General features: G+C 44.4%; 25 protein-coding genes. 1 reads left to right on the forward strand and 24 read right to left on the reverse strand.

Going from position 1 to position 25872, the window contains the following annotated elements; all coding sequences use genetic code 11:
* Positions 1 to 136: 136 nt before the first annotated feature.
* The 21 genes from HMPREF9389_RS09945 to HMPREF9389_RS09845 all read right to left on the reverse strand — a co-directional run bounded on the left by HMPREF9389_RS09945 (position 137) and on the right by HMPREF9389_RS09845 (position 22510).
* Positions 137 to 1828, reverse strand: a complete 1692-nt coding sequence (locus HMPREF9389_RS09945) for a BglG family transcription antiterminator (RefSeq protein WP_002927947.1) — start codon at positions 1826 to 1828, stop codon at positions 137 to 139.
* A gap of 177 nt (positions 1829 to 2005) precedes the next feature.
* Positions 2006 to 2707: an L-ribulose-5-phosphate 4-epimerase gene (locus HMPREF9389_RS09940; RefSeq protein ID WP_002927950.1), complete on the reverse strand. Its 702-nt coding sequence runs from the start codon at positions 2705 to 2707 to the stop codon at positions 2006 to 2008.
* Complete coding sequence (locus HMPREF9389_RS09935; RefSeq protein WP_002927957.1) at positions 2707 to 3570, reverse strand: L-ribulose-5-phosphate 3-epimerase; 864 nt, start codon at positions 3568 to 3570, stop codon at positions 2707 to 2709. Before HMPREF9389_RS09935 ends, HMPREF9389_RS09940 begins: the two co-directional genes overlap by 1 nt.
* Positions 3571 to 3573: 3 nt before the next feature.
* Positions 3574 to 4239: a 3-keto-L-gulonate-6-phosphate decarboxylase UlaD gene (locus tag HMPREF9389_RS09930; protein ID WP_002927959.1), complete on the reverse strand. Its 666-nt coding sequence runs from the start codon at positions 4237 to 4239 to the stop codon at positions 3574 to 3576.
* A 53-nt stretch (positions 4240 to 4292) separates the two neighbouring features.
* Complete coding sequence (locus HMPREF9389_RS09925; protein WP_032906161.1) at positions 4293 to 4778, reverse strand: PTS sugar transporter subunit IIA; 486 nt, start codon at positions 4776 to 4778, stop codon at positions 4293 to 4295.
* 149 nt (positions 4779 to 4927) lie between these two features.
* Entirely contained in the window at positions 4928 to 5206 is a 279-nt protein-coding gene (locus tag HMPREF9389_RS09920) for a PTS sugar transporter subunit IIB (protein ID WP_002899074.1), read from the reverse strand.
* Between the two features lie 40 nt (positions 5207 to 5246).
* Positions 5247 to 6704 (reverse strand): PTS ascorbate transporter subunit IIC, encoded by a 1458-nt coding sequence (locus HMPREF9389_RS09915; RefSeq protein WP_002927963.1) that lies wholly within the window; start codon positions 6702 to 6704, stop codon positions 5247 to 5249.
* 272 nt (positions 6705 to 6976) lie between these two features.
* Entirely contained in the window at positions 6977 to 7234 is a 258-nt protein-coding gene (locus HMPREF9389_RS09910) for a hypothetical protein (protein WP_002927965.1), read from the reverse strand.
* A gap of 191 nt (positions 7235 to 7425) precedes the next feature.
* Positions 7426 to 8316, reverse strand: coding sequence for a type II CAAX prenyl endopeptidase Rce1 family protein (locus HMPREF9389_RS09905; RefSeq protein WP_002927969.1), 891 nt, complete (start codon positions 8314 to 8316; stop codon positions 7426 to 7428).
* Positions 8317 to 8343: 27 nt separating this feature from the next.
* Complete coding sequence (locus tag HMPREF9389_RS09900) at positions 8344 to 9351, reverse strand: serine hydrolase domain-containing protein (protein WP_002927972.1); 1008 nt, start codon at positions 9349 to 9351, stop codon at positions 8344 to 8346.
* A gap of 366 nt (positions 9352 to 9717) precedes the next feature.
* The gene (locus HMPREF9389_RS09895) at positions 9718 to 11856 is read right to left on the reverse strand and encodes an AAA family ATPase (protein ID WP_002927975.1); all 2139 of its coding nucleotides are present in this window, start codon (positions 11854 to 11856) and stop codon (positions 9718 to 9720) included.
* A 477-nt stretch (positions 11857 to 12333) separates the two neighbouring features.
* Positions 12334 to 13485 (reverse strand): iron-containing alcohol dehydrogenase, encoded by a 1152-nt coding sequence (locus tag HMPREF9389_RS09890; RefSeq protein WP_002927978.1) that lies wholly within the window; start codon positions 13483 to 13485, stop codon positions 12334 to 12336.
* 187 nt (positions 13486 to 13672) lie between these two features.
* On the reverse strand, positions 13673 to 14101 hold the full coding sequence (locus tag HMPREF9389_RS09885; protein WP_002927983.1) for an RbsD/FucU family protein: 429 nt from the start codon (positions 14099 to 14101) through the stop codon (positions 13673 to 13675).
* Positions 14102 to 15586: a rhamnulokinase gene (locus HMPREF9389_RS09880; RefSeq protein ID WP_032906165.1), complete on the reverse strand. Its 1485-nt coding sequence runs from the start codon at positions 15584 to 15586 to the stop codon at positions 14102 to 14104. It abuts the gene before it with no gap.
* Between the two features lie 42 nt (positions 15587 to 15628).
* Positions 15629 to 16711, reverse strand: a complete 1083-nt coding sequence (locus HMPREF9389_RS09875) for an ABC transporter substrate-binding protein (protein ID WP_002927987.1) — start codon at positions 16709 to 16711, stop codon at positions 15629 to 15631.
* Between the two features lie 56 nt (positions 16712 to 16767).
* Positions 16768 to 17727, reverse strand: a complete 960-nt coding sequence (locus HMPREF9389_RS09870; protein ID WP_235787851.1) for an ABC transporter permease — start codon at positions 17725 to 17727, stop codon at positions 16768 to 16770.
* A 48-nt stretch (positions 17728 to 17775) separates the two neighbouring features.
* Positions 17776 to 19272 carry a sugar ABC transporter ATP-binding protein gene (locus tag HMPREF9389_RS09865; protein ID WP_002927994.1) on the reverse strand — a complete coding sequence of 499 codons (1497 nt, stop codon included), beginning with the start codon at positions 19270 to 19272 and terminating at the stop codon, positions 17776 to 17778.
* Position 19273: 1 nt separating this feature from the next.
* A complete protein-coding gene (locus HMPREF9389_RS09860; RefSeq protein WP_002927996.1) occupies positions 19274 to 19636 on the reverse strand; it encodes a PTS lactose/cellobiose transporter subunit IIA in 363 nt (120 codons plus the stop codon).
* Between the two features lie 4 nt (positions 19637 to 19640).
* A complete protein-coding gene (locus tag HMPREF9389_RS09855) occupies positions 19641 to 19937 on the reverse strand; it encodes a PTS sugar transporter subunit IIB (RefSeq protein ID WP_002916544.1) in 297 nt (98 codons plus the stop codon).
* 65 nt (positions 19938 to 20002) lie between these two features.
* Positions 20003 to 21769, reverse strand: coding sequence for an L-fucose isomerase (locus HMPREF9389_RS09850; RefSeq protein WP_032906168.1), 1767 nt, complete (start codon positions 21767 to 21769; stop codon positions 20003 to 20005).
* Between the two features lie 21 nt (positions 21770 to 21790).
* A complete protein-coding gene (locus HMPREF9389_RS09845; protein ID WP_032906171.1) occupies positions 21791 to 22510 on the reverse strand; it encodes a class II aldolase/adducin family protein in 720 nt (239 codons plus the stop codon).
* Positions 22511 to 22722: 212 nt separating this feature from the next.
* On the opposite strand from HMPREF9389_RS09845, the gene HMPREF9389_RS09840 reads away from it, so the two are divergent.
* Positions 22723 to 23475: a DeoR/GlpR family DNA-binding transcription regulator gene (locus tag HMPREF9389_RS09840; protein ID WP_002928000.1), complete on the forward strand. Its 753-nt coding sequence runs from the start codon at positions 22723 to 22725 to the stop codon at positions 23473 to 23475.
* Between the two features lie 138 nt (positions 23476 to 23613).
* Here HMPREF9389_RS09840 and HMPREF9389_RS09835 read toward each other — a convergent pair whose 3' ends face one another.
* The 3 genes from HMPREF9389_RS09835 to HMPREF9389_RS09825 are packed head-to-tail and all read right to left on the reverse strand — an operon-like array spanning position 23614 to position 25773.
* Entirely contained in the window at positions 23614 to 24378 is a 765-nt protein-coding gene (locus HMPREF9389_RS09835; RefSeq protein WP_002902206.1) for an amino acid ABC transporter ATP-binding protein, read from the reverse strand.
* 12 nt (positions 24379 to 24390) lie between these two features.
* Complete coding sequence (locus tag HMPREF9389_RS09830) at positions 24391 to 25077, reverse strand: amino acid ABC transporter permease (protein ID WP_002928001.1); 687 nt, start codon at positions 25075 to 25077, stop codon at positions 24391 to 24393.
* Positions 25078 to 25080: 3 nt separating this feature from the next.
* Entirely contained in the window at positions 25081 to 25773 is a 693-nt protein-coding gene (locus tag HMPREF9389_RS09825) for an amino acid ABC transporter permease (RefSeq protein ID WP_002916549.1), read from the reverse strand.
* Positions 25774 to 25872: the final 99 nt, after the last annotated feature.

Here is a 25872-nt window from a genome sequence, read left to right on the forward strand (position 1 = left end):
TAGTCTGCCCCAGGGGATAAAAAAAGACCAAATAAAACACAGGTCTGTGTTCAAAACTGGACTATGAAGCAAGACTTGCTCTTATCCCTTTTTTAGAAAATATTCCTTTTTCAGCTAAAAAGCTAGGACCTATTTCCTAGCTAATATTTTTCATCCAGTCTTCTGTGTCCTCAGCGGAGCTAGTCAGCAGCTTTTCATGGACTAATTTTTGAATTTTTTCTTTTAACTCCTGTGAACGACTGACATCTTTGACATAGCTTGATAGCAGTTTTTCCAAATCATGATTAAAAGTGTTGGCCTGTTCAGGACTCTGAGCCTTGACAAAATGACTGATATTGAGAATATCCTCATGATCCAAAATCGGATGAACTTGAATGACTGGTAGGTCTGTTTCTAGATCTTCATTGGTGGTGATAAGCAGGTCAGCAGTGAGCACATCCTCAACACTTTTGAACTGTTCTGTTGTAAAGACAGCTTCCAAACGCTCATTGGGTAAGTAATAACGGCACTGTTTCAGCAGTAGCTTTGAAAGTCCCACTCCTTCATCACAAACCAGATAGATTTGTCGATTATCCTGCTGCTCTGCTTGGCTATTTTTCAAAGAGCCTCCGATATGGATAGTCAGATAAGCAATATCGTCGTCTGTCAGCGTTACAAACCACGCCTCTCCTAGAATCACAGCAGAGGATTTTGTAAAAGCAAACAAGTCAGCATACTTGGTCTTTATCAGACGCGTGAGCGGATTTTTAGACATAATCCCATAGGTCTTGCGAAAGAGCAGAGCCTTACAATGGGTCAGAAGATTGCGCAGCAAATCATCCCAATTTTCAATCTCATAGGACGAAGCTTCAAAGCGCCAGAGAAAGGCCTCCAGAGCTTCCTGCAGCTGGGCAAAATCCTGACTGGTCGCATGAATATCCTTATCCTTACGATAAGACAGTAAAAGTACGGCTAGAAGTGAGATTTCAATATCACTCAGCCGAATGGCTAGCTTATGCTCCATGCGCTCACTTAAGAGCTTGGCCACCCGATACTCGATCCGCTTGCGAATGAGGCTAAATTCCTGAGAGATGCTGTTCTCTTCTTTCGCTTCCAGCTCCATATTGCGACAGCTGAGCAGCAGATAAGGCAGCACCTCCAGCATAAAGCCAATCTCATGACTGTTGATTTTCTTGCCCAAGTCCTGCTCTACTAAAGGGACTTGCTGACTGAGAAAGCTCTGCAGTTGATGAGACAGGAGCACCTCTCCAGCAAAGAGCTCCTTGAATTTCTTCACTAAAACATCTACGAAAGCTTGGCTACCCTCAATAAAAATATGATAGAGCAACGAGTGTACATACTGAATCTTATTGAGAGGATGACAGTCCAGATAATAGCCTCTGGCCTTGGTAGAGTAAAGATTAACCAGATACTGCTCCGTCGCCAGTTGATTGCGGATATCGTTTAGGTCATTGAGCACGGTATTGCGCGAGACATCTGTCAAATCCATCAGCTTTTCGATGGTTACTCGCTCCTTGGCCGTACAGATATAGAGGGATACGAGCTGCATGCGCTCATTTGCACTCAGGATATAGCTGTGGGTATCCACATGCAGCAACAACTCCCAGCACAGATTCTTCTGCTGCTCAGTCAGCAAAATCCCCACCCGCGGCCGGCTAACGATTTCTTCTTCATAGTCCGCCAGAGCATCATTGATTTTTTCCAAATGATAGTAAACTTTTCTACGCGACTGGCCTAGCTCTCGGGAAATAGTCATAATAGTGGCTGCTTCTTGCAGCCTAATCAGGTAGCGCAAGAGTTCACAACTTGTTTTATCCAGTAAAATCATGATTCCTCCTTTAAAAAAATTTACAGGACATTATAACATTAGGATATTACAATATGATGAACGAGACGTGACAAGCCAACCGAATCCCCTCCCCAGATGACCTACTGCTCAAACGACAAAAGGAGAGAGCATCTGTTCTCTCCAACTTGCCGTAAAAGCATTTCTAGTAAACTTTGCTTAGCCTTTCTGTCCATAATAGGCATTAGGACCGTGTTTGCGCAAATAGTGCTTGTCCATCAGATATTTAGGTGCTGGCTCGACGCGTGGATTAATCTGCTCTGTAAAGCGTGCCATCTTAGCCACTTCTTCCAGCACAACGCTATGATAGACTGCTTCTTCCGGCGACTTACCCCAAGTGAAAGGACCGTGGTTGCGCACGGTGACGCCAGGCACTGCCATTGGGTCAATGTCGCGCTCGCGGAAGGTCTCGATAATCACACTGCCTGTTTCCAACTCATAGGCGCGGTTGATTTCATCCTCAGTCAGAGAACGAGCCGCTGGAATGGGACCATAGAAATAGTCCGCATGAGTCGTCCCGTAAAAAGGAATATCCCGACCAGCCTGAGCCCAGCCAACAGCTTCTGTCGAGTGCGTATGAACAACCCCGCCAATCTTAGGGAAGGCCTTATAGAGTTCCACATGGGTTGGAAGATCAGAGGAAGGATTAAGCTCTCCCTCTACGACACGGCCGTCCAAATCTGTAACTACCATATTTTCTGGCGACAGCTTTTCATAAGGGACTCCGCTAGGCTTAATCACGATGTAGCCTGCCTCTCGGTCAATCGCAGAGACATTGCCCCAGGTAAATTTGACCAAACCATGCTGAGGCAAGGCTAGATTGGCATCATAGACACGTTTTTTCAGTTCTGGTAAGAGCATTACATCAACCCCGCTTTCTCAATGAGTGGATAGAGGAAGTCTTTGGCTTCCTGAATGGCTGCTTTTGTTTCTTCTACTGTCTCACAGTTTTCAGACCACATTTCGATAAGGAAAGGCCCCTGATAATTGGTCTGCTTGAGGACAGCAAACATTTCTTCCCAGTCAACACAGCCCTTGCCAAAAGGCACATCTCTAAACTGGCCTTTGGACTGCTCGGTCACGGCATAGGTATCTTTCAAATGCAGGGCTGCAATGGCTTGATGGCCCAGCAGAAACTCGCTGTAAAGGTCATTGTGCCAGGCAGAGACATTTCCTGTATCCGGATAGACAAAGAGATAAGGCGAATTGATTTCTTTCGCGACAGCCAGATATTTCTCAATGCTGTTGATAAAAGGATCATCCATAATCTCAATCGCCAGCATGACCTGAGCCTGCTCCGCCCAATCACAAGCCAGCCGGAGGTTTTTCAGGAAGCGGGCACGAGTTGCAGGAGATTTCTCCTCATAATAAACATCGTAGCCTGCTAGCTGAATGACCCGTACTCCCAAGTCCTGAGCCAGCTCGATACACTGCTTCATAGTTTCCAGTGACTTAGCTTCCAGCTCTGGATCATTGGAGCCCAGCGGGTAGCGGCGATGCCCGCTAAAGCATATGGTCGGAATGCGGACTCCGCTTTCATAAATGGCCTTTACTAACTCTAGCCTCTGCTCCTTAGACCAGGAAAGGCGAGCTAGACGTTCATCCGACTCATCCACTGACATTTCGACAAAGTCAAATCCTAGTTCTTTGGCAAAAGCTAAACGCTCAGGCCAAGAAAAATGCTTGGGTGTCGCCTTTTCATAAATTCCAATTGGACGTGCCATGGCCTACCCCCAAATTCGCTTGATTTCATCTTTAAAGGCCCGCGCAGCAGCAGCTGGATCTTCAGCTTCAGTAATACCGCGTCCAGCAATGAAGGTGAAGACATCAACTCCTTCAAAGAGTTTGAGCGTATCAATATTCAGACCGCCTGTCACTGATACACGGAAGCCCATCTCAATCAGTTTCTTGACCTTATTAAGATCCTTTTCTCCCCAAGTTTCCCCAGCCAAAAGAGCGTCGCGGGATTGGTGGTAAATAGCCTGCGAAATACCTGCATCCAGCCAAGTCTGAGCCTGTTCATAGGTCCAGTCTCCATAGAGTTCGACCTGAATTTCCCCACGTTGGCCACGCTCTTCCTGAATAGCTTTCAAGGCTGCCTTCATGGTTGGAATGGTGGCTGAGCAAATACAGGTCATCCAGTCTGCACCACGCACTGCATTGTTTTTAGCTACGGTTCCGCCAGCATCCGCACACTTGGTATCCGCCACGATGACTTTCTCTGGAAAGAGACTGCGGAGCACTTCGACGAGCTCGCTTCCCACTTGCAGGAGACAAACCGTTCCTGCCTCAATCACATCCACTTCATGACCGACAGAGACAGCAGCCTTGATAGCTCCCTGCAAATCTGAATGGTCCAACGCCACCTGTAAATTTGGAATCTGTTTTGACATCTTTTTACCTCATTTCTTAGTTTCAGTTGCAATCAATTATCTCTAAGCATGCATTAGGAATCTAAATCCAGACCCTGCAAGTAAGGGCTGTCCTTGGATTCCTCTATCAGAGCCAGCACTTCTTCTTCTGATTGGCAAGCCTTGAGGCGCTCAATGGAATTTTCCAACTCAAACAGAGCAATAATCTGCGGAATGGCCACGCTGGTATGAATCTTGGAACTGGTAGCCGCCAAAGAAAGCAGAATACTAACCTCCTTGCCATCTGAAAAAGTGACTGGTTCTGTCAGTGTAATCAGGGAGAAGGCGTCGCGATTAACCCCTGCTTCTGGTCTGGCATGAGGCATAGCCATGCCTGGCATGAGAATGTAATAAGGTCCATATTCTTCTGTCGACTCGACGATGGCATCGTAGTACTGAGGCTGAACAGCACCGCTCTCAATCAAAGGCTCTACGGCCAGTTTGACTGCTTCCTGCCAAGTTGCGGCTGAAAGACCCAAACGAATAGACTTGTTATCTGTCAATGCTTGTTTTAAATTCATTTCTCTTCCTTTCATTAGATACAAGGGTCATCTTCAATCCTTTCCAGAATTTTATCCCCTGCTCAATCTCACAATAGACAATAATAGGAAGGTGGGGCAGCCTAACCACCCCACCCTAACTGAGAACCCATCTTCATAGATAGAAGTTCTTACAATACCTGACTTAATTTTTCAGTGATTTCCTTATCATCCATCAGGTTGTCCAAGCCGATTAATTTTCCATTGGTTCGGCCTTCCAATTCATTGATTAAATGCAGAGAAGCAATGACAATATCGTAGCCCGAAGCTAAGCTTTTAGCTTCTCCGACACTGCAAGAATTGACTGTAAAGTCTGTTTGTCCCAAATTACGAAGTGCATTTTCCACTTTCATTTTAATCACCATAGATGATCCCATTCCATTTCCACATGCTGTTAATACTTTAACCATTTTAGTTTCCTCCGAAATCTTATTTTATAATCATAGAAGTTTAGTCTTCTGCTTGTACTTGTCCCTTATAGTAGGCTTCCTTATCCTTAGCTCTAGCGAATTGCAGCTGAGGAATGAGTAAGAAGAAGAAGCAAACCAGAGCATAACCGATAATACCCAGATATTTGAAGATGTAGCCAAAACCTAACCATGGAATTTCAAAGTCGATATTACCGTGATAGCCGCCGTAAGATGCCAAGCCCAGCAGAGCCACACAGAGAGCACCAAGAGCTACCTGAAGCACACCTGAAATGAAGGATAGGACAAGGGCTGCTTTCCAACCACCACGTTTATCGGCATAGACTGCAATCGCTGCATTGTCAAAGAAAACAGGAACGAAACCAGTGATAATCAGGATTGGATTTTTGAAAACAATGAGCAACACAATGGTAATCAACTGACCAATTAAACCAAAGGCAAAGCCAGAAAGAACGGCATTTGGTGAGCCAAATCCATAAGAGGCTGCCACATCCACCGCGGGGAAGGAACCTGGCAAGAGCTTGCTTGAAATACCCTGAAAGGCATTAGTCAACTCAGCGACGAACATGCGCACCCCTTGCATGAGGATGAAGAGATAGACAGAGAAGGTAAAGGCTGTCTGAATGATATACATATAGAAGTCTTGCTTGGCAGGGTCAAATGGTGTACCAGTCGTGATAACTTCTTTGTTGGCCATAACATCTGGCCCCAAGACTAAGAGTATGGCACCGAAAAAGACTAGCATCAAAGTTGCAGAAGCAACAACTGTATCATGGAAGATAGACAGGAACTTAGGCAGCTTCAGATTGTCCAGATTTTCTTCTTTTTTACCAAAGAAAGGCGCAACCTTATCAACGAACCAGATGGCAAATTGCTGCTGGTGACCAATGGCGAAACCACCACCACCAGTCAAACGCTGAGTAGCTTCAACAGTCATATTGGAGCTGACAGCCCAATAGAGACCACAGATGAGGCCGATAGCCAAAGTTCCCCAGCTATTGCGCAGCTGCGGTACCAGCAAGAGCACCATCAGTGATACAGTAGCAGCCTGCTGAACCATGATATGACCAGTGATGAAGAGAGTCCGAATCTTAGTGACTTTACGGAAAGCTACTAGTAGGATGTTGAAGCCAAAGCCAATCAAGAGCGCTGTTGTAGCTGTTCCGACAAAGTTTGGAAACTCTTCCGCAATCTTTGTATTCGCCGCTGTCAATCCAAAGTAAGGATCAATCACCGCCGCCCCGATTTTGAACTTAAAGTTCAGGGCCGCTAGAATTGGCCGGAAAGTATTCACCAGACCGGCTGCTCCGGCGTTAAGAATCAAATAGCCGACCGTTGCTTTAATGAAGCCGGCGAACACATCGTGGGCCGGTTTCTTAAGCAATGCATAACCGATTAGCACTAAAAGGCCAACGAAGAAAGCTGGATTTTGCAGAATGTTCTGCGAGAACCAATTTAGAATATTAAGAAGGATATTCATGGTAACTCCCCTTTATTTTTTATTTTTCTTATTCTTATAGATTTATTATAAATCTTGAAAGCGGTAACAAAAAGACCAAGAATTACACAGGTGACTGTTCACTCTTGGACTGTCAAAAAAATCTGCCCCTAAGGACAGAAAAAAGTAAGAAAGTGAGCATCGCTACTCCTAAATTCGACGGCGCCTCTGGCTTCTCTCATCAAGAGGCATAGAAAAACCCAGCTATCCAAATGGTTAGCTGGGTTAGGGTTGAGCTACATCATAGTTTTAGACTATCCTGCGGCCTTGTGATGAATGGTGATGCCATATTTTTCATGGTTTTCTTCATACCAATTAATTAAGGCCATCGCAGTTTGATAAGTAATGTTCTTAATCTTACTGGTCCCTTTAGTTAAGGTCAGGATACTCATCTTGCTGATGTTTGCATCCGTCGCAATCCGATAACTAGTTAAGGTTCCATTAACTAACAACTGAACAACAGCCTCGACTTTCCTGTAGTCAGGCATTGTTGTAATATCCAACTTTTTCATAATTAAATCCTCTCCTAAAATTTAATTTACTAATCCATTATACACTTTTTTTTGACATTTACATATATAAAAACTTGAAAATTACAAAAAAATTAGAACATAATTCATTGAAATGTCAACTTTTCAAATTTTATAGACTTTTGAGAGTCTTTTGCCTCTATTTAATAGAAAAATAAATCAACATTATCGTCTTATATTACTCTGTTAGCTCGACTTTCCATACTCCTGTTTTTTCTCCATTTTCGTATCACTAGACCAACTGTTAAATAAAGAATAGTCGGAATCATCCCCACTGAAAGCGAGAAGAGGAAAGCCTGATTTTTTTCTACCGAGACAAATCCTAGTAATAGTAAAGGACTTATAACTGCATCCTCCATAGTGTGCATAATAACTAGAGGCCAAACAGATTTGGTAATTCTAAAAATCTCTGTATACATGACCGTCCAACATGCAACAGTTATCATCCCTATAAGGAAGAATGTAAACCTTCCAACCGGCAAGGTATTTTGGATTTCTCTCTCAGACAGAAACTTCATAATGTAAGGCAGATGCCAAATCCACCAGATAAAGCCAACAAGTAGATATAATTTTAAGTCGGATAATTTTAATTTGATTAATTGATTGGTAAGATATGCCCTCCAAACAGATTCTTCAAAAATATTTTTTATGAATTGAGTTCCTATCTGTGTGAGCAAGATTCCAAGATAGGCTGTGAACTCAACCTTCACATCTGTCACTCTGATGCCTTGTGTCATCAATCCCAAGAATATCACTATCATCGTAACAAGAGGGTAGACTAAAAAACTAATCAGGTATAATTTTTTGTTATTTTTAAAATTAATGGAGAACCCTGCCTCTTTCCAGCCGTCTCTGCCAAAGCTTCTAAGAAAGATGGTACAGATTAAGGGAGTTACCAGCCAAATCAGCATCCCTAAAGAGCCGCTTCCTATCTCTGTTCCGATATTTTCGTAATGAGCTTGGCCGGTTACTTTATCAACAACATAACCAATCCAGCCACATAGGGTACTGAAGAATGCAAAGATAATGACATTGCGCTTAATTGTAGTTATGGACTGTTTCATAGCAGTCTCCTTTCGTCAAAAAATTATTCATCTCTCTTGTTTTAAATCCTTCTGTCTCTTGACACCGGCCGCAATAGCCCGAAAAATAGTAGGGTAGGGACGTTTTTTTGTCTGGTTGAAGGTACCTGTGACAAAGACATCCTTTTCTGGACAATGAAAGGCAAAACTTCCTGTTATCCCACTATGGCCACGAATTTCATGCGCGCCACCGAAAAAGAGAGACATGAAGGAGCTGATTGTCAGCTGCATCATACCGCTGCCATACTTGAGAGGGCGGAATTGAATAGGGCGAAAAGCCAGCTGCTGAATATGGGACTTTGCAAACAATCTGCCAGTAAAGAAAGCACGGATAAAGGTCATTAACTCCCTGTTAGTCGCCACAATACCGCCTTGGTAGACTTGACTGGAAAGATAGGCTTGAAAAGCTATAGACTGCTTGCCATTGTATAGGGGAGCAAGTTTCTCATAGCCTGTCCCCCAATGGGTCTGACTAAGCTGAAGCGGCTGGCAAATGATGTGCTCTAACAGTTCCTCAGCGGTCTGGCCAGTCACTGTTTCAGCCATTTTACCTAAGAGCATAGCATTGATATCAGCGTAGTAGGCTTTATCTCCGTCCAGACATGATTTAGCAGGTAATTCTGCTATCATTTCCAGGGCTTCTTCAAAAGGTACCCGCCGATCGGCTTTGTACAAGTCATCTATCAAAACCTTTCCATTTATTTGACGGTCCATTTCATAATTCGGAAAGCCGGATATTTGATCCAGCAGATGTCGTACAGTAACCTTCTCCGCTTGAGACAAATGCTTGGTCACTTCTGGCGGTAAAATATCCGTCAATCCTGTATCATAGGTCAGCTTTCCTTGGTCAATCAGCTGGAAAACAATCGCATCAGTATATAACTTGGAAATACTGGCAGTGACAAAAGGCGTGTCACTCGTCATCTGTCCCTTGTTTTCTTCCAAATAGAGTTGTTCCCCCTGATAGGCTAATATACTGGCTTCATAAAGTTGCCTGCTTTTTAGAAAAGTTGTCATTGCTGCTTTCCTCCAAATTGTCTAAATTTTTCCTTGAAAATCCTAAAGCATGCGAGCCTAATATCTTATTTGAGAAAAGCTAGGTTGATTCGAGTCATCGACTGCTTAGGAAATATCAATAGTTTGTTTCATTTTACCAATACTTCCTAATCAATCCTAGCTTTTCATCAGCATCAGATTCCAATGTTTTTATATACCTAATAGTGACATTTCTTTTAGGTGCTGTCAAGAAGGATTAAGTTGAGATTTTGGGATAAATGCTAATTTATTTCCAGAAAGGGGAGATATTTGAATTCCTACTCAACAAAAAAGACCTGCCTTCATCTAAGAAGGAGGTCTTTGAAAACTTAATTAACTTAGTAAGCTTTATTCTGCCTGCTTGTCTTCTTCAGATGCGGCAGCGCCTTTTTCCCGGATAACCAAGACACCATCTTCCAAATCGGCCGTCAAGTGCTTAGCATCTAGATTATCTAAGTGGAAATCAGTCACCTTGTCACGAATTTGCTGCTCGATGACCCGGCGGAGTGGACGAACACCCATGACTTGGTCATAACCAGCATCGCGCAGGAATTCCTTAGCTGCATCAGATACTACCAGATCAATTTCTTTCTTGCTCAAGGTTTGATTTACTTCAATCAGCATGAGATTCACAATCTCCATCAAATCTTCTTTCTTGAGATGAGAGAACTCAATAACTGCATTGAAACGATTGAGGAACTCTGGACGGAAATAAGCTTTGAGTCGATCCATCAGATCAGGCTTTTCTGCATCCTCTTCCAAGCCTGCTTCATAGCCAAATCCGGCATTGGAAGTCGCAATGATAACCGTGTTCTTAAAGTTGACTGTATTCCCTTGACCATCTGTCAAACGACCATCATCCAGAACTTGAAGGAGAAGGGTAATCACCTGTGGATCCGCCTTTTCAATCTCATCCAAGAGGATGATAGAGTAAGGATTGCGGCGCACACGCTCAGTCAAGGTATTGCTGTTATCATCATAGCCGACATAGCCCGCAGTGGTACCAATCAGCTTGGAAACGGCAGTCCGGTCGGAGTATTCTGACATATCCAAACGGATGATGGCTTCCTTGGTACCGAACATATCTAGAGCCAGTTGCTTAGCCAGCTCAGTCTTGCCGACACCTGTCGGACCAACAAATAGGAAGCTTCCGATTGGACGGTTGCCTTCATCAAAGCCCGCACGGTTTCGGCGGATAGCCCTAGCCACAGCTGCTACAGCCTTGTCTTGGCCGATAACTTTGGCTTTGAGACGGTCATTCATGCCCTTGAGGCGCTCAATGTCGCTGGCACCCATCTGAGATACCGGCACTCCCGTCATCCGCTCAACAGACTCTGCTACGTCATTGACCGTAGCAGTCACCTTCATATCCTCGGTGTGGTTTTGAATTTTCTTTTCCAGCTCTTCAATGCGGGTCTTGGCATTCAGAGCTGCTTCATAATCTTCTTTTTCAACAGCTGCTTCCTGCTTGTCTTTCTGTTCAGCAATCTCATGTTCAACCGCATGAACATCGGTTACTGGATGCTGGGCTGCCAGGTGGGCAGCAGTCACGTCGACCAGATCAATGGCCTTGTCTGGCAAGCTCCGCTGTGGAATATACTGGACAGAGTAGTCCACAGCTGCTTTCAGCACTTCATCCGGCAGGATGACATTGTGGTGCTTTTCGTACAGGTCCCGAATACCTCGAAGGATCTGATAAGTATCTTCAGCAGATGGTGCATTGACCTTGACTTCATTGAACCGGCGAGCCAGAGCTGCATTTTTGAGAATGGTGTTACGGTACTCGTCCTGAGTAGTAGCCCCGATAACGGTCAACTCTCCACGAGAAAGTGCTGGTTTGAGAATATCCGCCATGCCCTTAGAGCCACTATCTCCACCGATAGATCCTGCTCCTAGGATTTGATGGATTTCATCAAAGAAGAGGATAATGTTGCCGGCTTCCTTGACTTCATTGACCAAGTTTTGGATATTTTCTTCAAAGCTACCACGATATTGAGTACCAGCTTCCAGACCAGAAATATCAACAGAAATAATTTCCTTGTTCTTGATGGCCGCTGGCACGTCACCATTGACGATAGCCTGAGCCAATCCTTCTACGACAGCGGTCTTTCCGACACCTGCATCTCCGACCAGAACTGGATTATTCTTAGTCCGGCGGGAAAGGATTTCAGCAGTTTCTTGGATTTCCTTATTGCGCCCAATGACTGGATCTAACTTACCATCACGAGCGTCCTGAGTCAGATTGCGACCTAGCTTAGCCAGGATACCATCCTGCTTAGGTCCCTGAGCAGCAGTCTGGCTAGTCTGCTCACCCGCTCCTTGACCGGGGAGCTTGCCAGTAGCACGGTACTGAGCAAACTCTTCCGGTGTGACCTCTCTACCATTAATCAAGTAGCGCCGGTGTTCACTGTTGTAGCCGCCCATGCGCCCCATGAGTTGGTTGAAAAGGTCGTCCATATTGTTAAAATTGTTGTAGTTGTTGTTCATAGCATTGCCTCACTTTTTTATATTTTATTTTACATAATTTTTTATTTTGCTAAAATTTCAGATAAGAAATCTTTTCCTTATCTACTATAAATATTCATTTGGGAGATCTTCTCCTATCTATTATCTTACATAACTTATTTCATTTCCAAAAATTAAGACAAAATTAGTCTTTGTTTTTATGAGTGAATTAGATTTCTTTCAGAAGAAGATGATTTTACATAATTTTTAATCCTCCCAAAAATAAGTGCCTTCCGGCTGTATTCATACCTTCTGATTAAATTTACGTAAACTTTTTTGTTTACAGTTGTAATTTTATCATGACAGAATTTATTTGTCAATATATTTTACATAATTTTTTAAAATAAATTTACAGTTGTAATCAGAATTGCCATCAAGTCCTTTCTCATTCTTATAAAAAAAGCCCTGCAAGCTAGAGTCATGCAGAGCCTTGTTTGTTTCAGCAGAATTTTTTCGTTCTTAGAAGAGTTCTCTATATAAAGCAATCGTTTCTTCTAGAGTCGGCATGAATGGATTGCCTGGCGCGCAAGCATCAATCAAAGCGTTTTTAGATAGGTAGTCAAAGTCAAAGTCTTTTTCTTCGATACCAAGTTCAGTGAGTTTCTTCGGAATACCAACCGTTTCAGACAGTTTTTCGATTTCAGAAATGGCATAAGCTGCACATTCTTCATCAATCTTTCCTTCGATTTGCAGGCCAAGAGCTTTGGCAACATTGCGGAAAGCTTCTGGTACCCGTTTAGCATTTTCACGCTCTACAACTGGCAGGAGCATGGCACAGCAGACACCGTGCGGCAGATTGTAAACTGCCCCAAGCTGGTGAGCCATGGAGTGAACATAACCTAGACCAGCATTGTTAAAGGACATACCGCCAAGGAAGATGGCATTCACCATGCCTTCACGCGCTTCAATATCCTGGCCATTGGCAACCGCACGAGGAAGGTATTCCTTGATAAGTTCAATAGCTCCGATAGATAATTTCTTGGTTACACCGTATGCTCCTGGTGTGACGAGAGCTTCGACTGCGTGAGTCAAAGCATCCATCCCTGTTGCTGCTGTGAGGGCAGCTGGTTTGGATACCATGAGTTCGGGGTCATTGACTGAGATTAGGGCCAAGCTATTCTTGTCCACCATAACCATCTTAACCTTGCGTTCTTCATCTGTGATGACATAGTTAATGGTAATTTCAGCTGAAGTTCCCGCTGTAGTATTGATTGCCACTACTGGCAGACCTTTCTTAGCAGACTTGTGTAAGCCTTCGTAGTCTTGTGGTTTGCCACCATTTGTCGCAATAACTGAAATACAGCTAGCCGCATCCTGTGGTGAACCTCCGCCGACACTGATGATGAAATCACAGTTGTGTTCCTTGAGAGCAGCCACACCATCCATGACATTCTCACAAGTCGGATTTGGCTCAACATCGCTGAAGATCACATACTGGATACCTTCCGCATCTAGTGGTCCTAGGATTTGGGGCAGGATATCACTGCCTTCGATAAATTTATCCGTCACCAGCAAGGCCTTACTATAACCCAGCTCTTTAACATAAGGACCAACTTCCTTGACAACACCTTTGCCAATAAGATTGACAGCGGGTACGTAAAATGTAGACATATATTTTCTCCTTTTGATTTATGTTGTTAATATAATGATACTGCAAAAATCTGCTTTTTGCAAGAATTTTTGTGATTTTTTTAACAAGCAGATTGATAAAAAAAGCAAAGAAAGTCCCAGATAAGGATGAGGAACAAGGACACTCCTTTCCAGAAGCAACCTTGCCCATCTCTTACCTGTTTTTTCATTAGCTGGCAATAACACCTTTTTTCAAAATGATGTTGCCGTACAGAGCTCCCTCACCCGTTTGGATAACCAAATAAGCTTTTTCCGCCTGCTCATAGAAATCAAAGCGTTCAAATTCTTTAATGGCTGTACCTGGATAGTGCTTTTCTAACAAAGCCTTGTAGTCATCCCAGATGACTGGTACGGTCGGATCTCCCGGCACTACCTGCATCAGGCCTGCTTGGTAATCACTATAAGCATCCAAGGGCAGGACAGTCAAGATAGCATCTAGCAGCGCTGGAACTCCGTGACCGTCACAGCGAACAACCCGCTGACCAATCCGATGGGCAGGGAAGTTTGCATCGGCAATGACCACTTCATCTCCGTGCCCCATCTCCATCAGATACTTGACCAATTCTGGACTCAAAATAGTTGGAATATGCTTTAACATCTAGCTTCCTACTTTCATACTTGCTTGAAATTCTTGATAGGACTGAGCCAAGTCTGAACCTTCTTGAGCTTGGTATTGCTTGGTCTTTTCTGAATCCTTGATGAGCTTTTGGGCAGTCTGTCGATCTTGAATCTCACCCAAGGTCAAAAGCTGTGCCAAGATATTTCCCAAAGCGCTGGCTTCAATCGGCCCTGTTAGGACTGGTTTCTGGCTTACATCGGCTGTCAGCTGGCAGAGTAGTTCATTTTGAATACCGCCGCCGACCATGTGAATTTGCTCGATTTTCTGACCGGTCAGGCTCTCAATTTGCTCCACGGTTTGACGGTAGGCAAAAGCGAGACTTTCCAAGATCACTCGGACGACCTCTCCTTTGCTTTGAGGGACAGGCTGGTTGGTCATATGACAACGCTCCTTGACCTTCGCCTCCATGTCTCCCGGAGCTGCAAAAATAGGGTCATTGGGGTTAATCCAAGAGCGATTATTCGTGACGTTTCTTGCCAGATTCACCATTTCAGCAAAGCTGATGTCCTCTCCTTGCAAGCGCCAGTCCCGCTGCAGTTCTTGGATAATCCAGAGACCTGTCGTATTCTTCAAAATCCGATAGCGTCCGTCAAAGCAGCCTTCATTGGTCAGATTGGCCTCTAAAGCTGACTGGCTGGTTACAGGATTCTGAGATTCTAGACCGACCAGAGACCAAGTACCGCAAGAGATAAAAGCTGTTGGCTGCTCACTCGCATAAGGAATAGCCAGAACAGCTGCCGCTGTATCATGACCAGCCCCAGCAATGACATCAAAAGGCTCAATTTTCAGCTCTTGTGTGATCCGTGGCGACAGGCTTCTCAGGACTTTTCCTCCCTGTATCACCTCACCAAACCACTTTTTAGGAATCCCTAGCGTCTCAAAAACGCTGTCAGACCATGTCTGAGAATTGATATTGAGCAGACCGCTACTGCTGGCAATGGTATACTCGCTGGATAAAACACCTGACAAAAGATAGTTAATCAAATCCGGCATGAAGAGCACGCGCTCTGCAACTCTTGCCAAATGGGGCTTTTCCTGCAAATCAGCGAATATTTGTAGAACAGTATTAATGCAGGCAGGCTGTACGCCTGTCTCCTCAAAAAGCGCCTCTTTACTGATTTTCTTATAAAAAGTTTCTTCGTATTGGCCCATACGATTGTCACGATAACAATGCGGCTGGTAGAGCAGATCTCCGTTTTGGTCTAGGTAGGCATAGTCCACACCCCATGTATCAACGGATATGGATCGAATATGAATCCCATCTGCTGAAGCTTTCTTGATCCCAATCTTGATTTCTCCAAACAGATGCAAAATATTCCAATAAAGACCGTCATTCACGTTCATCGGCTCGTTTTTGAAGCGATGAACTTCTGATAGCTGGATACTATGGCCATTGTAAATTGCTTGCATGACACGACCTGAACTAGCACCTAGGTCAATGGCCAGTAATTTCATCAATGTCATTCTCATCTCCTCCAATACACCAATCTTTACAAACAATTTTGATTATTGGTAAAGCAATGGTTTAATTTCATCAGAGTCGATGTTCTTGGCATCATACCATTTTGAGCCTGTGTCTACATCTTTGACTTCTTTCCCTTGAGCCGCTTCAATAGCTAATTTTACAGATTGATAGCCGATTTGAATCGGGTCTTGCGTAACAGATCCTACAAAGAGACCGTTGCGAATCGCATCTTGCTGCAAGGCACCTGAGTCAAAACCGACAGCCAAAATCTTGTCTGCACCGAGCTTAGATTCCTTGAAACTGCCATTTGCGTTGATGATAGCTTTGGCTGCAAATTCATTTGAACCGTAAATAGCGACTGTATCTGATTTTTCAAGCACAGTGGATGCTTCTGTCTTACCAGCTGCATCGTCTACCTGTGCTGGTACACGAACTTCAATGATAGCTTTGGCATCTGATTCAGAGACATTGTTTTTGAATTTATCATGACCAACAACCGCAGTCTTAATGCCTTTCTTTTCTAGCAACTCAACCATCTTATCAATGAAACCGGAAGTCCGTTGTGTGATAGACAGTGAGTTTGCTTCTTGGGAAACTACCCCGATACGAACCGGCTTGTCGCCCAATTTCTTTTCTAACAATGGGAACAAGTGTTCTGCTGCATTGGCTCCAGCAGCATGGTTGTCTGTAGAGGCGGTTGCTTTGATTGCTCCGTCTGGTGCACCTGGAACCCCTGAGTCAAAACCAATCAGTGGGATATTCTTCGCTTGGGCTTGTTTAATAGCATCTAACTCTGATTCGGTATCAAGCGCTGCTAGGGCAATCGCATCTGGATTTTTGTTAATGGCATTGTTCAACTGTTCCAATTGTTCTGCGATAGCGGTTTCATTTTGAGGGCCGACAAAAGTAATCTTAGCGCCAAATTCATCTGCAGCTTGTTCAGCACCCTTATTAACGGCTTTCCAGAAGTCATGTTGGAAACCTTTGGCAATTACTTCCACCCGATAGTCTCCACCCTTGCTGTTTGTAGCTTTATTACTGTCTTTCTTAGAAGAACAAGCAACTAGTCCAATCGCAGCAGCAGCAAGAAGTGCCGCAGTAGCAAATTTAAATGATTTTCTCATGATAAAAGCTCCTATTATGTTTTATACACTCATATATATGATAGCGAGGGCCGTACTTATTTTTTCTTATTCTTGCGAATGAAAATATCAAAGTAAACAGCAATGATAACAACAAAACCAGTAATAAAGAGTTGATAGTGGGGCTGTAGGTCGATATATGGCAAACCAATTTTCAGGACTGACATGATGAAGACCCCGATAATGGTACCAATAACAGATCCGACACCACCAGCTAGAGAAGTTCCCCCTACTACGACACCGGCAATCGCATCCAGCTCCATACCGTTACCAGTACCTGGCAGAATCGTAGAGTAGGTGGCCGCATAAGCAACGGCAGCAAGCCCTGCTGACAGACCGCCTATGACATAGGCCATGCCTTCCCATTTGACAACATTGACCCCAGACAGACGAGTAGCTTCTTTATTGGAGCCAATCGCGAAGATATAGCGGCCAATTTTTGTCTTGTTCAATACTACCGCAGCAAGGACAGCCACAAGCACCAGCACGATTAAGCCTGTCGGGAAATTATCCTGGGTTCGGAATAAATCTTTGTACCAACCTTCACCTGTTCCACGAAGAGGGAAGGTCACACTTTGGACATTTGAGACAATAGAGCTTAAACCGCGGGAAATCATCATCGTACCCAATGTCGCGATAAAAGGCGGCAAACCGAATTTTGCGACCATGATTCCATTTAGCAGGCCGAATAAGCCTCCAATGACTAGAATAGCCAGCAAAGACAGCCAGAGCGGCCAGCCCATCTTGGTATGAAGTACACCCCCGATAATAGCCGAGCACATCATCACTGTACCAATAGAGAGGTCAATACCACCTGTAATGATGACAAATGTGACCCCAATGGCAAGGAAACCAATATAATATGACGCATCTAAGATACTGACTACCGTATCAAACGAACGAAATGATTCGCTGGAGATGGCAAAGAAGGCAAAGATTACCACCAAGGCAATCAAGGCAATCAGCTTTTGTAAACCAACTGTTTTTTCTAATTTCATCCATAAGGATTGTTTCTCTTCCATACGTAAACACCTCTGTTTTCACTTTTAACGGTCAGTCGCTAGCGCCAAGATTCTCTCTTGCGTTGCTTGGCTAATATCCAGCTCACCCGTTTTTCTACCTTCACACATGACTACGATTCGATCGCTCATCCGTAAGATTTCTGTCAGTTCTGACGAAATCATAATAATGGATTTGCCTTGAGCAACCAGATCATTCATCAGTGTGTATATTTCACTTTTTGCTCCGACATCAATCCCTCGTGTCGGCTCATCAAAGATTAAAATATCACTATTTTGTTCAAGCCATTTGGCGATGACCACTTTCTGCTGGTTTCCTCCCGAAAGATTGCGAACCAGCTGTTTGGATGACGGTGTCTTGGTATGTAAAGATTGAACAAACTGATCACTCGCCTTGACAATAGCACCATCATCAATCAAGCCAGCCTTGATATACTTATCAAGATTGGTTATGACCGTATTGTTGGCAATGGTCATGTCCACGATACAGCCAAAGCGCTTGCGGTCTTCAGATAAGTAACCAATCCCTTCCCGAATGGCATCCTGAGGAGAATTGATGCTTACTTCTTTCCCATTTATAACAATGGAACCGCTTTCTTTTTTGTCTGCACCAAACAGCAAACGGGCAACTTCTGTCCGACCGGCTCCCATCAATCCTGAGAAACCTAAAATTTCTCCCTTATGGAGTTTGAAACTCACATCTTTAACGGCCGTTCCTGCACAGAGGTTTTTCACCTCCAGCACCACAGGGGCATCTTCTGCTACTGTTGACGCAGCCTTAGGATCTTCATAAATCGTCCGTCCAACCATCATCGAGATGATTTCATCTTTGGTGGTGTCTTTGGTATTGACTGTGCCTACATACTCGCCGTCCCGCATAACAGTCACGCGGTCTGTGATTCGGGCAATCTCATCCATCCGGTGAGAAATGTAGATAATACCGACACCTTTTGCACGCAGGTCGTCAATGATGACAAAGAGCTCATTGATTTCCGATTCAGTCAGAGCTGCTGTCGGTTCGTCAAAGACTATCACTTTGGCATCCATTGAGAGGGCCTTGGCGATTTCGACCATTTGTTGTTTCCCAACCGTCAGATTTCCTACTTTTTCAGTTGGGTTGATGTCTAGTTTTAAGAGACTAAAGAGTTCTTTGGCTTTCTTAATACTGGATGCATCGTTAATAAAGAAGCTGCCTTGAACTTCTTCCCGTCCAATAAAGATATTTTGAGCCACTGTTAGATGGTTCATCATATTCAATTCTTGGTGAACGATAACGATCCCTGCATCCATTGCTTCCTTGGGCTTGGAATAGACCACCTCTTCTTGATTGTAATGAATGGTACCCTCATTTGCTCCGTAGATACCAGTCAAGACCTTCATCAAAGTGGATTTACCAGCCCCATTTTCACCCATTAGAGCATGCACTTCACCAGCCCGCAAGTCAAAATTGACCCCTTTTAAGGCTCGGACTGGACCGAAACTTTTAACAATGCCCTTCATTTCTAATATGACAGGATGATCCATGCTACTCACCTACCTGTTCCAGTTTTGCAATTCTTGCTTTTAAATCTTCGATTTCTTCTATTTGATTGAGAAATACGGCGGCCAATTCGAGTAATAAATGGCTATTCATAAAATGGTCCTGAGCATGGACCGCCAGCAGGCTTGGAGGATTGGCTTGACCACTCTGTTCAGACTGGATAAGGCTGGTCTGTAAGTTGTGAGCCTCCACGCTGAGTTTTCTCGCTTGTTCCAACTCAGCATTTGCTTCTTCCTTCTGACCTGACTGAGCCAACTCCAAACTCTGCATGACTTGCGCAGTCACTTTACTACTCTTGATAATCAGTCGCATCAGCTCTTGGCTTGAGCCTTTGTCTTGTCCTGTCATAGGCCTAGTCCATCAATACTTCAGCCTGACGAAGCACTTCTTCGCCTCTCATTAATTCGAAATCTTCATCACTAATGACTGCGACCGGCACCTGTAGGCTTGCTTTAGCCTTTTCTTCTAAATAGGCTAATTGCGGGCTGAGCAATAAGACATCGATATTCTTCAAGTTATTCATACCCGTAATCCCAATGGAATAAAAGGAATAATCCAATTGGTCACGATGAATAACTTCATTGATTCGCTCTACCAACATACTGGTTGTTAAGCCACCTACACAGGCTAGAATAATTGTCTTGGTCATCTAAGCTACTCTCTTTCTATTGGGTAGGCTGCGTGCCCAGAAAGAGGCACGCCCACCCAAAATCTTTATTTATGAATTGGCCCTAATAATTGGCAAGCGCGATAGTCGGCTGATTCCAGATCTTCTGTACCAAACAATGACCAGTTTTTCGGACGGAAGACGTCTTCTTCTGGTACATTGTGCATATTGACTGGGATACGCAGCATAGAAGCCAGCGTAATCAAATCCGCTCCGATATGGCCATAGGTAATGGCACCGTGGTTGGCTCCCCAATTATTCATAACATCATAGACAGACTTAAAGGCACCTTTTCCTGTCAAACGCGGTGCAAACCAAGTGGTTGGCCAGCCCGGATCTGTCCGATTATCCAAGGTATGATGCACTTCATCTGGCAATTCCAAGGTATAACCTTCAGCGATTTGTAAGACCGGACCTACGCCTTTCAGGATGTTCAAGCGCACCATGGTCACAGGCATATGACCCTTGGTCAAGAAGCGAGTAGAGAAGCCGCCGCCACGGAAGTATTCGCGATTGGCTGGTGGGAAGTCTGTATTTTCAAGCATCGCATCTACTTCACTCTGCTTCAATTCCCAGAATGGCTTGATGACTGGCTTGCCATCTCGACTGGCTTGCCCCGTTCCATCCAGAGTACAAGAGCCAGAGTTAATCAAGTGCAAGAAGCCATCAGCTGCCTGGCCTTCTAACTTGTGTCCTGTTACACGTTCTACCGCTTCTGGACTCCAATAAGTCCGGACATCTGCGAAGATTTGCGGTGTATTTGTCAAGAGATAGTTAAAGAGCATGGACACACCGTTGAGCGAGTCATTTTCTGTTGCAAAGACATAAGGCTTACGGATACCATTCCAATCAAACTGAGTATTGAGGAAGGTTTCCATGAAGTCCCCGTTCGGGAAGTGGTCAGTCCATTGACGCTGACCTTGGAAGCCAGCAACTAAGGCATGATGCCCAACAGCTTCTTCCTCAAAGCCAAGCTCAGCCAAGCGAGGATTGCCTTGCATGAGGTCCCGGCCAATCATGAACATCTTGACTACAAATTCCCATTGTTTTGCTTTTTCTTCAGGAGAAAGAACCAAGTCTTCGCGGTTGCGATCCACACCCTCTTTGATGTGCTCTTTGACCCAAACCATGGCCCGTTCAAATTCTTCGTGGTCATAAATGCCTCGGTCAATCCGACGAGTAAACTCCGTCATATCAACTGATTCATTGCGCATGCCCAGGTATTCTTGGAAGAAGTCTGGGTTGACAATGGAACCACCAATTCCCATGGAGACGCTGCCCATAGACAAGTAAGCTGTGTCACGCATCAGTCCTGTTGCCAAAGCAGCCCGACTATAACGGAGAATTTTTTCTTTTACATCTTCTGGAATTTCAGTGTCGCTAGCTTCCTGGACATCTCTGCCATAAATACCAAAAGCTGGAATACCTTTTTGAGCATGTGAAGCCAGTACTGCAGCGAGATAAACAGCTCCTGGCCGTTCAGTGCCATTGAAGCCCCAGATTGCATGCGGAATATCTGGTGACATATCCATGGTTTCACTGCCATAGCACCAGCATGGTGTCACTGTGATAGTCGCGCAGACATTTGATTTTTTGAATAATTCATGCGATGCAGCTGCCTCAGGGACACGACCGATGGTAGATGGCGAAATAACACATTCAACAGGCTGACCGTCAGGATATTTCAAGGTTGAGCTAATCAAGTCCGCCACACTTTTAGCCATATTCATGGTTTGTACTTCTAGTGATTCCCGAACACCTTGGCGACGTCCGTCAATGGTTGGACGAATTCCAATACGTGGATGTTGAGTCATAATCATTTCCTCCGATGTTTCTTATTCTTTGATGCTTCCGTCACCATTATATTTACGATAACCAGGGTGACGGCCTGTGACTTTGTAATTGGCCCGCATTGCAAACAAGCGTTCCAAGGTTGGACGAGAAATCTCTTCCTCCTCAACTCCCTTAGTGGAAAGCAACATGCGTCCGTGGAAGGTGGTCTTAGCAACCAGCTCCAAGGTTTCCATCCGATAGTAAGCTGTAATCACATCGCTTCCTACAGTCAAGGCACCATGATTTTCAAGTAACATGACATCATGTTCTGGCAAGTATGGGGTGATGGCATCTGGCACTTCCATGGTAGATGGCACACCAAAGGGAGTGATTGGAATGGCTCCTACTACAATGGCACTCTCAATCAAGGAATAGGTATCAAGCGGAATGTGAGCCAGTGCAAAGCCAGTCGCAATTGGCGGATGCGCGTGGACGACAGCATTCACATCCTCCCGTTCTTCATAGCAGCGAATGTGCATCTTGATTTCACTGGATGGACGATAGCCGTCCTGAGCCTCAATAATCTCCCCTTTTAGATTGAGCTTGACGAGTTTTTCAGGCGTGATAAAGCTCTTACTGATACCTGTTGGCGTTGCAATAATGGTATCTTGGTCTAGACGGACTGAGACATTGCCGTCATTAGCGGCTACCCAGCCTAATTGCCACATCTTGTGGCATACATCACATATTTGTTCGCGGATTATTTCTTCTTGATGATCCATAATCTCACTCCTTTCTGGATTCATCATAATCTTTTTTGTAAACGCATTCAATACCTATACCTCTAATTGATAAATAGCCAACTTTTATATAACAATATAGCCAAAACTGTTCATAATCGTTCAATTTAATGGTTACTATATTGATTTTTTTTCGTTTATTGTGTTATAATGTGACCATAAATGTTCAGCTTTGTTCATCAGTGGAGGTCCCTATGGTTTCTTTGGAACGAATGAGTCGAATTATAGACATTCTCAGCAAGCGAAAGATTATTGCTACCGCCCAACTTGAAGAACTTTTGTACTGTTCTACATCAACACTTCGACGGGACTTGATTGAGCTAGAAAAAGAGGGGAAAATCATCCGCTCTCATGGTGAGGTCATGCTGATTACGACCAACAATGTAGAATATGTGTATTCTGCTCGCGCCCGTGAAGAAGAAAAAAGCAAGCAGCAAATTGCTGAAATTGCTTCAACTTTTATCACTCATAACCAGTCTATCTTCATTGACAGCTCTACGACTGCAGCCATGCTCATTCCGCATTTGGCACCTTTCCAGAACCTACGTGTCATAACCAATGGTATTGAAGCAGCCCGCCAGCTAAATAACTTTGAAAACGTCACCCTCTTCTTATCAGGCGGACACATTGGCTGCGGAACCAATTCCGCGCTGGGCGATTTTGCTGCCAACTTCATCAACAATTTCCATGCAGACTTACTCTTCTTTAGCTGCCGCGGATTGGATCGCTACGCTGCTTACGAAGCCAACCATAATCAGGCACACATCAAGCGGGAAATGATAGCTAATAGTGACAAGGCAATTCTATTGGCCGACCACTCTAAGTTTAACACCAGTCATTATTTCAAACTTTCCAACTACTCTAGTCTGGATTGCATTATCACCGACCAGCCACCAGTTGAATCCTTCCAAAATGCTGTCGGCAGCCAATGCGAAATCCTCTGGTAAGCAACTTTCTTTAAACACAAACTAGACCGAAATAGGCGTATCTCGGTCTAGTTTTTTACTATCTACTCATGCATCCATTATCAAGTCAAAGAATAACAGCTATCTATCAAAAATAAAAATCTGGACACAATCCAGATTTTAAATCATATACTCTACACTATAACTGGCATCCGACAGAATGCGGGACAGAAACTGTTTGGTCCGCTCTTCCTTTGGACTGCTGAAGAATTCCTGAGGAGGATTTTCTTCGACGATATGACCTCCGTCCATAAAGATGACATGGTTGGCCACATCTCGGGCAAAGCTCATCTCGTGGGTCACAACGACCATGGTCACTCCCTCTTGAGCCAGCTGTTTCATGACACTGAGAACTTCCCCGACCAGTTCCGGATCTAGAGCCGAAGTTGGCTCATCCAGCAGGATGACATCTGGCTTGACAGCAATGGCACGGGCAATTCCAATCCGCTGCTGCTGGCCGCCTGATAGCTGAGAAGGATAATAGTCCTTGTAGGCCAAGAGGCCCACGCGCTTCAAGGACTCTTCTGCAATCTCAAGCGCTTCTTCTCTCGGTATCTTACGAGCGATCACTAAGCCCTCTAAGATATTTTCAAGGGCTGTTTTATTGGCAAAGAGATTATAATGCTGAAAGACAAAGGCTGTCTTTCTACGAATTTCCAAAATCTCCTTTTTGCTAAGTTTAGCCAAATCATAGTCCTTACCAGACAAAGTCAGCTGGCCGCCATCCGCTTTTTCTAAGTGATTCAGACAGCGCAGAAATGTTGTTTTCCCAGAGCCTGAGGGTCCCAGAATAACCACAACGTCACCTTGATTGACCTTGAGACTGACATCTGCCAGCACCTGGTGCTCTCCAAATCGTTTGGAGATATGTTTTACTTCTAACATAATCTTTCCTTCCTAAGCAAGAGCGGAGCGCTTTTCCAAGTCCCTAAAAATCCACTGAATCAAGCCACAAATAATGAGATAAATAACAAAAATCACCAGGTAAGACTCTGAATACTGGTAAGAATGGGAGGCCTCTATCTTAGCCAAGGCTGTGATATCCTTGACCGTCATGACAAACACCAGCGAGGTTCCCTTGACTAGATTGATAACCAGATTGGCCAGATTGGGCAGGGCAGAGCGCAATGCCTGAGGAAAAACAATCCTCCGATAAGCTTGAAAATTCGTTAAACCAATCGCTTGAGCCGCCTCCAACTGCCCTTTATCCACTGTCAAAATGGCAGAGCGCAGTATTTCCGACAAACTACCTGTCGTCATTAGGCTATAGATGATGAAAGCATAGTAAAGCGGATTGAACTTAAAGACGTCTACCTGACTACCCAGACTTTTGAATATTTGATTCAGTAAGCTAGGAAAAAGACTGTAGAAAAAGAGAATGAGCAAAATGGGCGGCGTTGCCCGAATAAAGGCCAGATAAACCACCGAAAAGGTCCGCACACCTCGAACTTTATAAATCTGCCCCAGAGCTAGAAGAAGAGCCGGAATAAAGCTGAGCAGAATAGCCACCACCATAATGATCAGGGTTACTGGAATTCCTTTCAACGTTACCAGAAAGGTATTTACAATATAATTCAAATCCATGCTTTACCTCTCCTTGACTGTCAGACTTTTTTCCAGAAGCTGGGAAGCCAGCGAAACCACTAGGGCAATCCCCCAGTAAATCAAGGCCACCGCTGTATAGGTTTCGAGGGAATAATTTCCCAGATTCCGGCTGATGAGATTTTGTCCTGCTCCCATGACATCAACTGCCCCAATCGTATAAGCCAGAGCAGCATCCCGCATGAGATTAAGAAGGGCAGTCGTGAGATTGGGCAGGGCGATGCGAAAAGCCTGTGGCAGGACGATGCGCAGAAAAGTCTGTACCGGTGTCAAGCCAATACTGAGACCTGCCTCGGTCTGTCCCTTGGGAACAGCAAGATAAGCTGCCTTGAAGACTTCCGCAATCATGGCCGCAAAGAGCAAAATCATGGTGATGATGACAAAAACAGTCCGCGACCAATTATTGATATCCAGCCCCAGCCACCATTCTAAAAACTCTGGAATACCATAAAAAACCAAGAAAAGTAAGACAATAGGCGGTGTACATCTAAGAATAAATATATATCCTCTAGCCAGACCAGCAAAAGACTGCTCCTCAGCAATCTGAGCCCAAGCCAACAGACCACCCAGCAAGGAGCCAATCAATGCTGTCACAAACATAATCCATAAAGTGGTCGGCAGAGCCTGCAGCAGACTAGGCAGCAGGCCAAAGACACGGGATAAGTCATACGAGACCATAATTTTCTTCTCCTTCAACAGTGATTAGATAGAATAAGCTTCTCTTGGACGGACACTTTCAGATTGGAGCAGCCTTGCTCTCTCTTTGAAAATTCCTTC

The sequence above is a fragment of the Streptococcus sanguinis SK355 genome, from assembly GCF_000212855.1.
Taxonomy (GTDB): domain Bacteria; phylum Bacillota; class Bacilli; order Lactobacillales; family Streptococcaceae; genus Streptococcus; species Streptococcus sanguinis_A.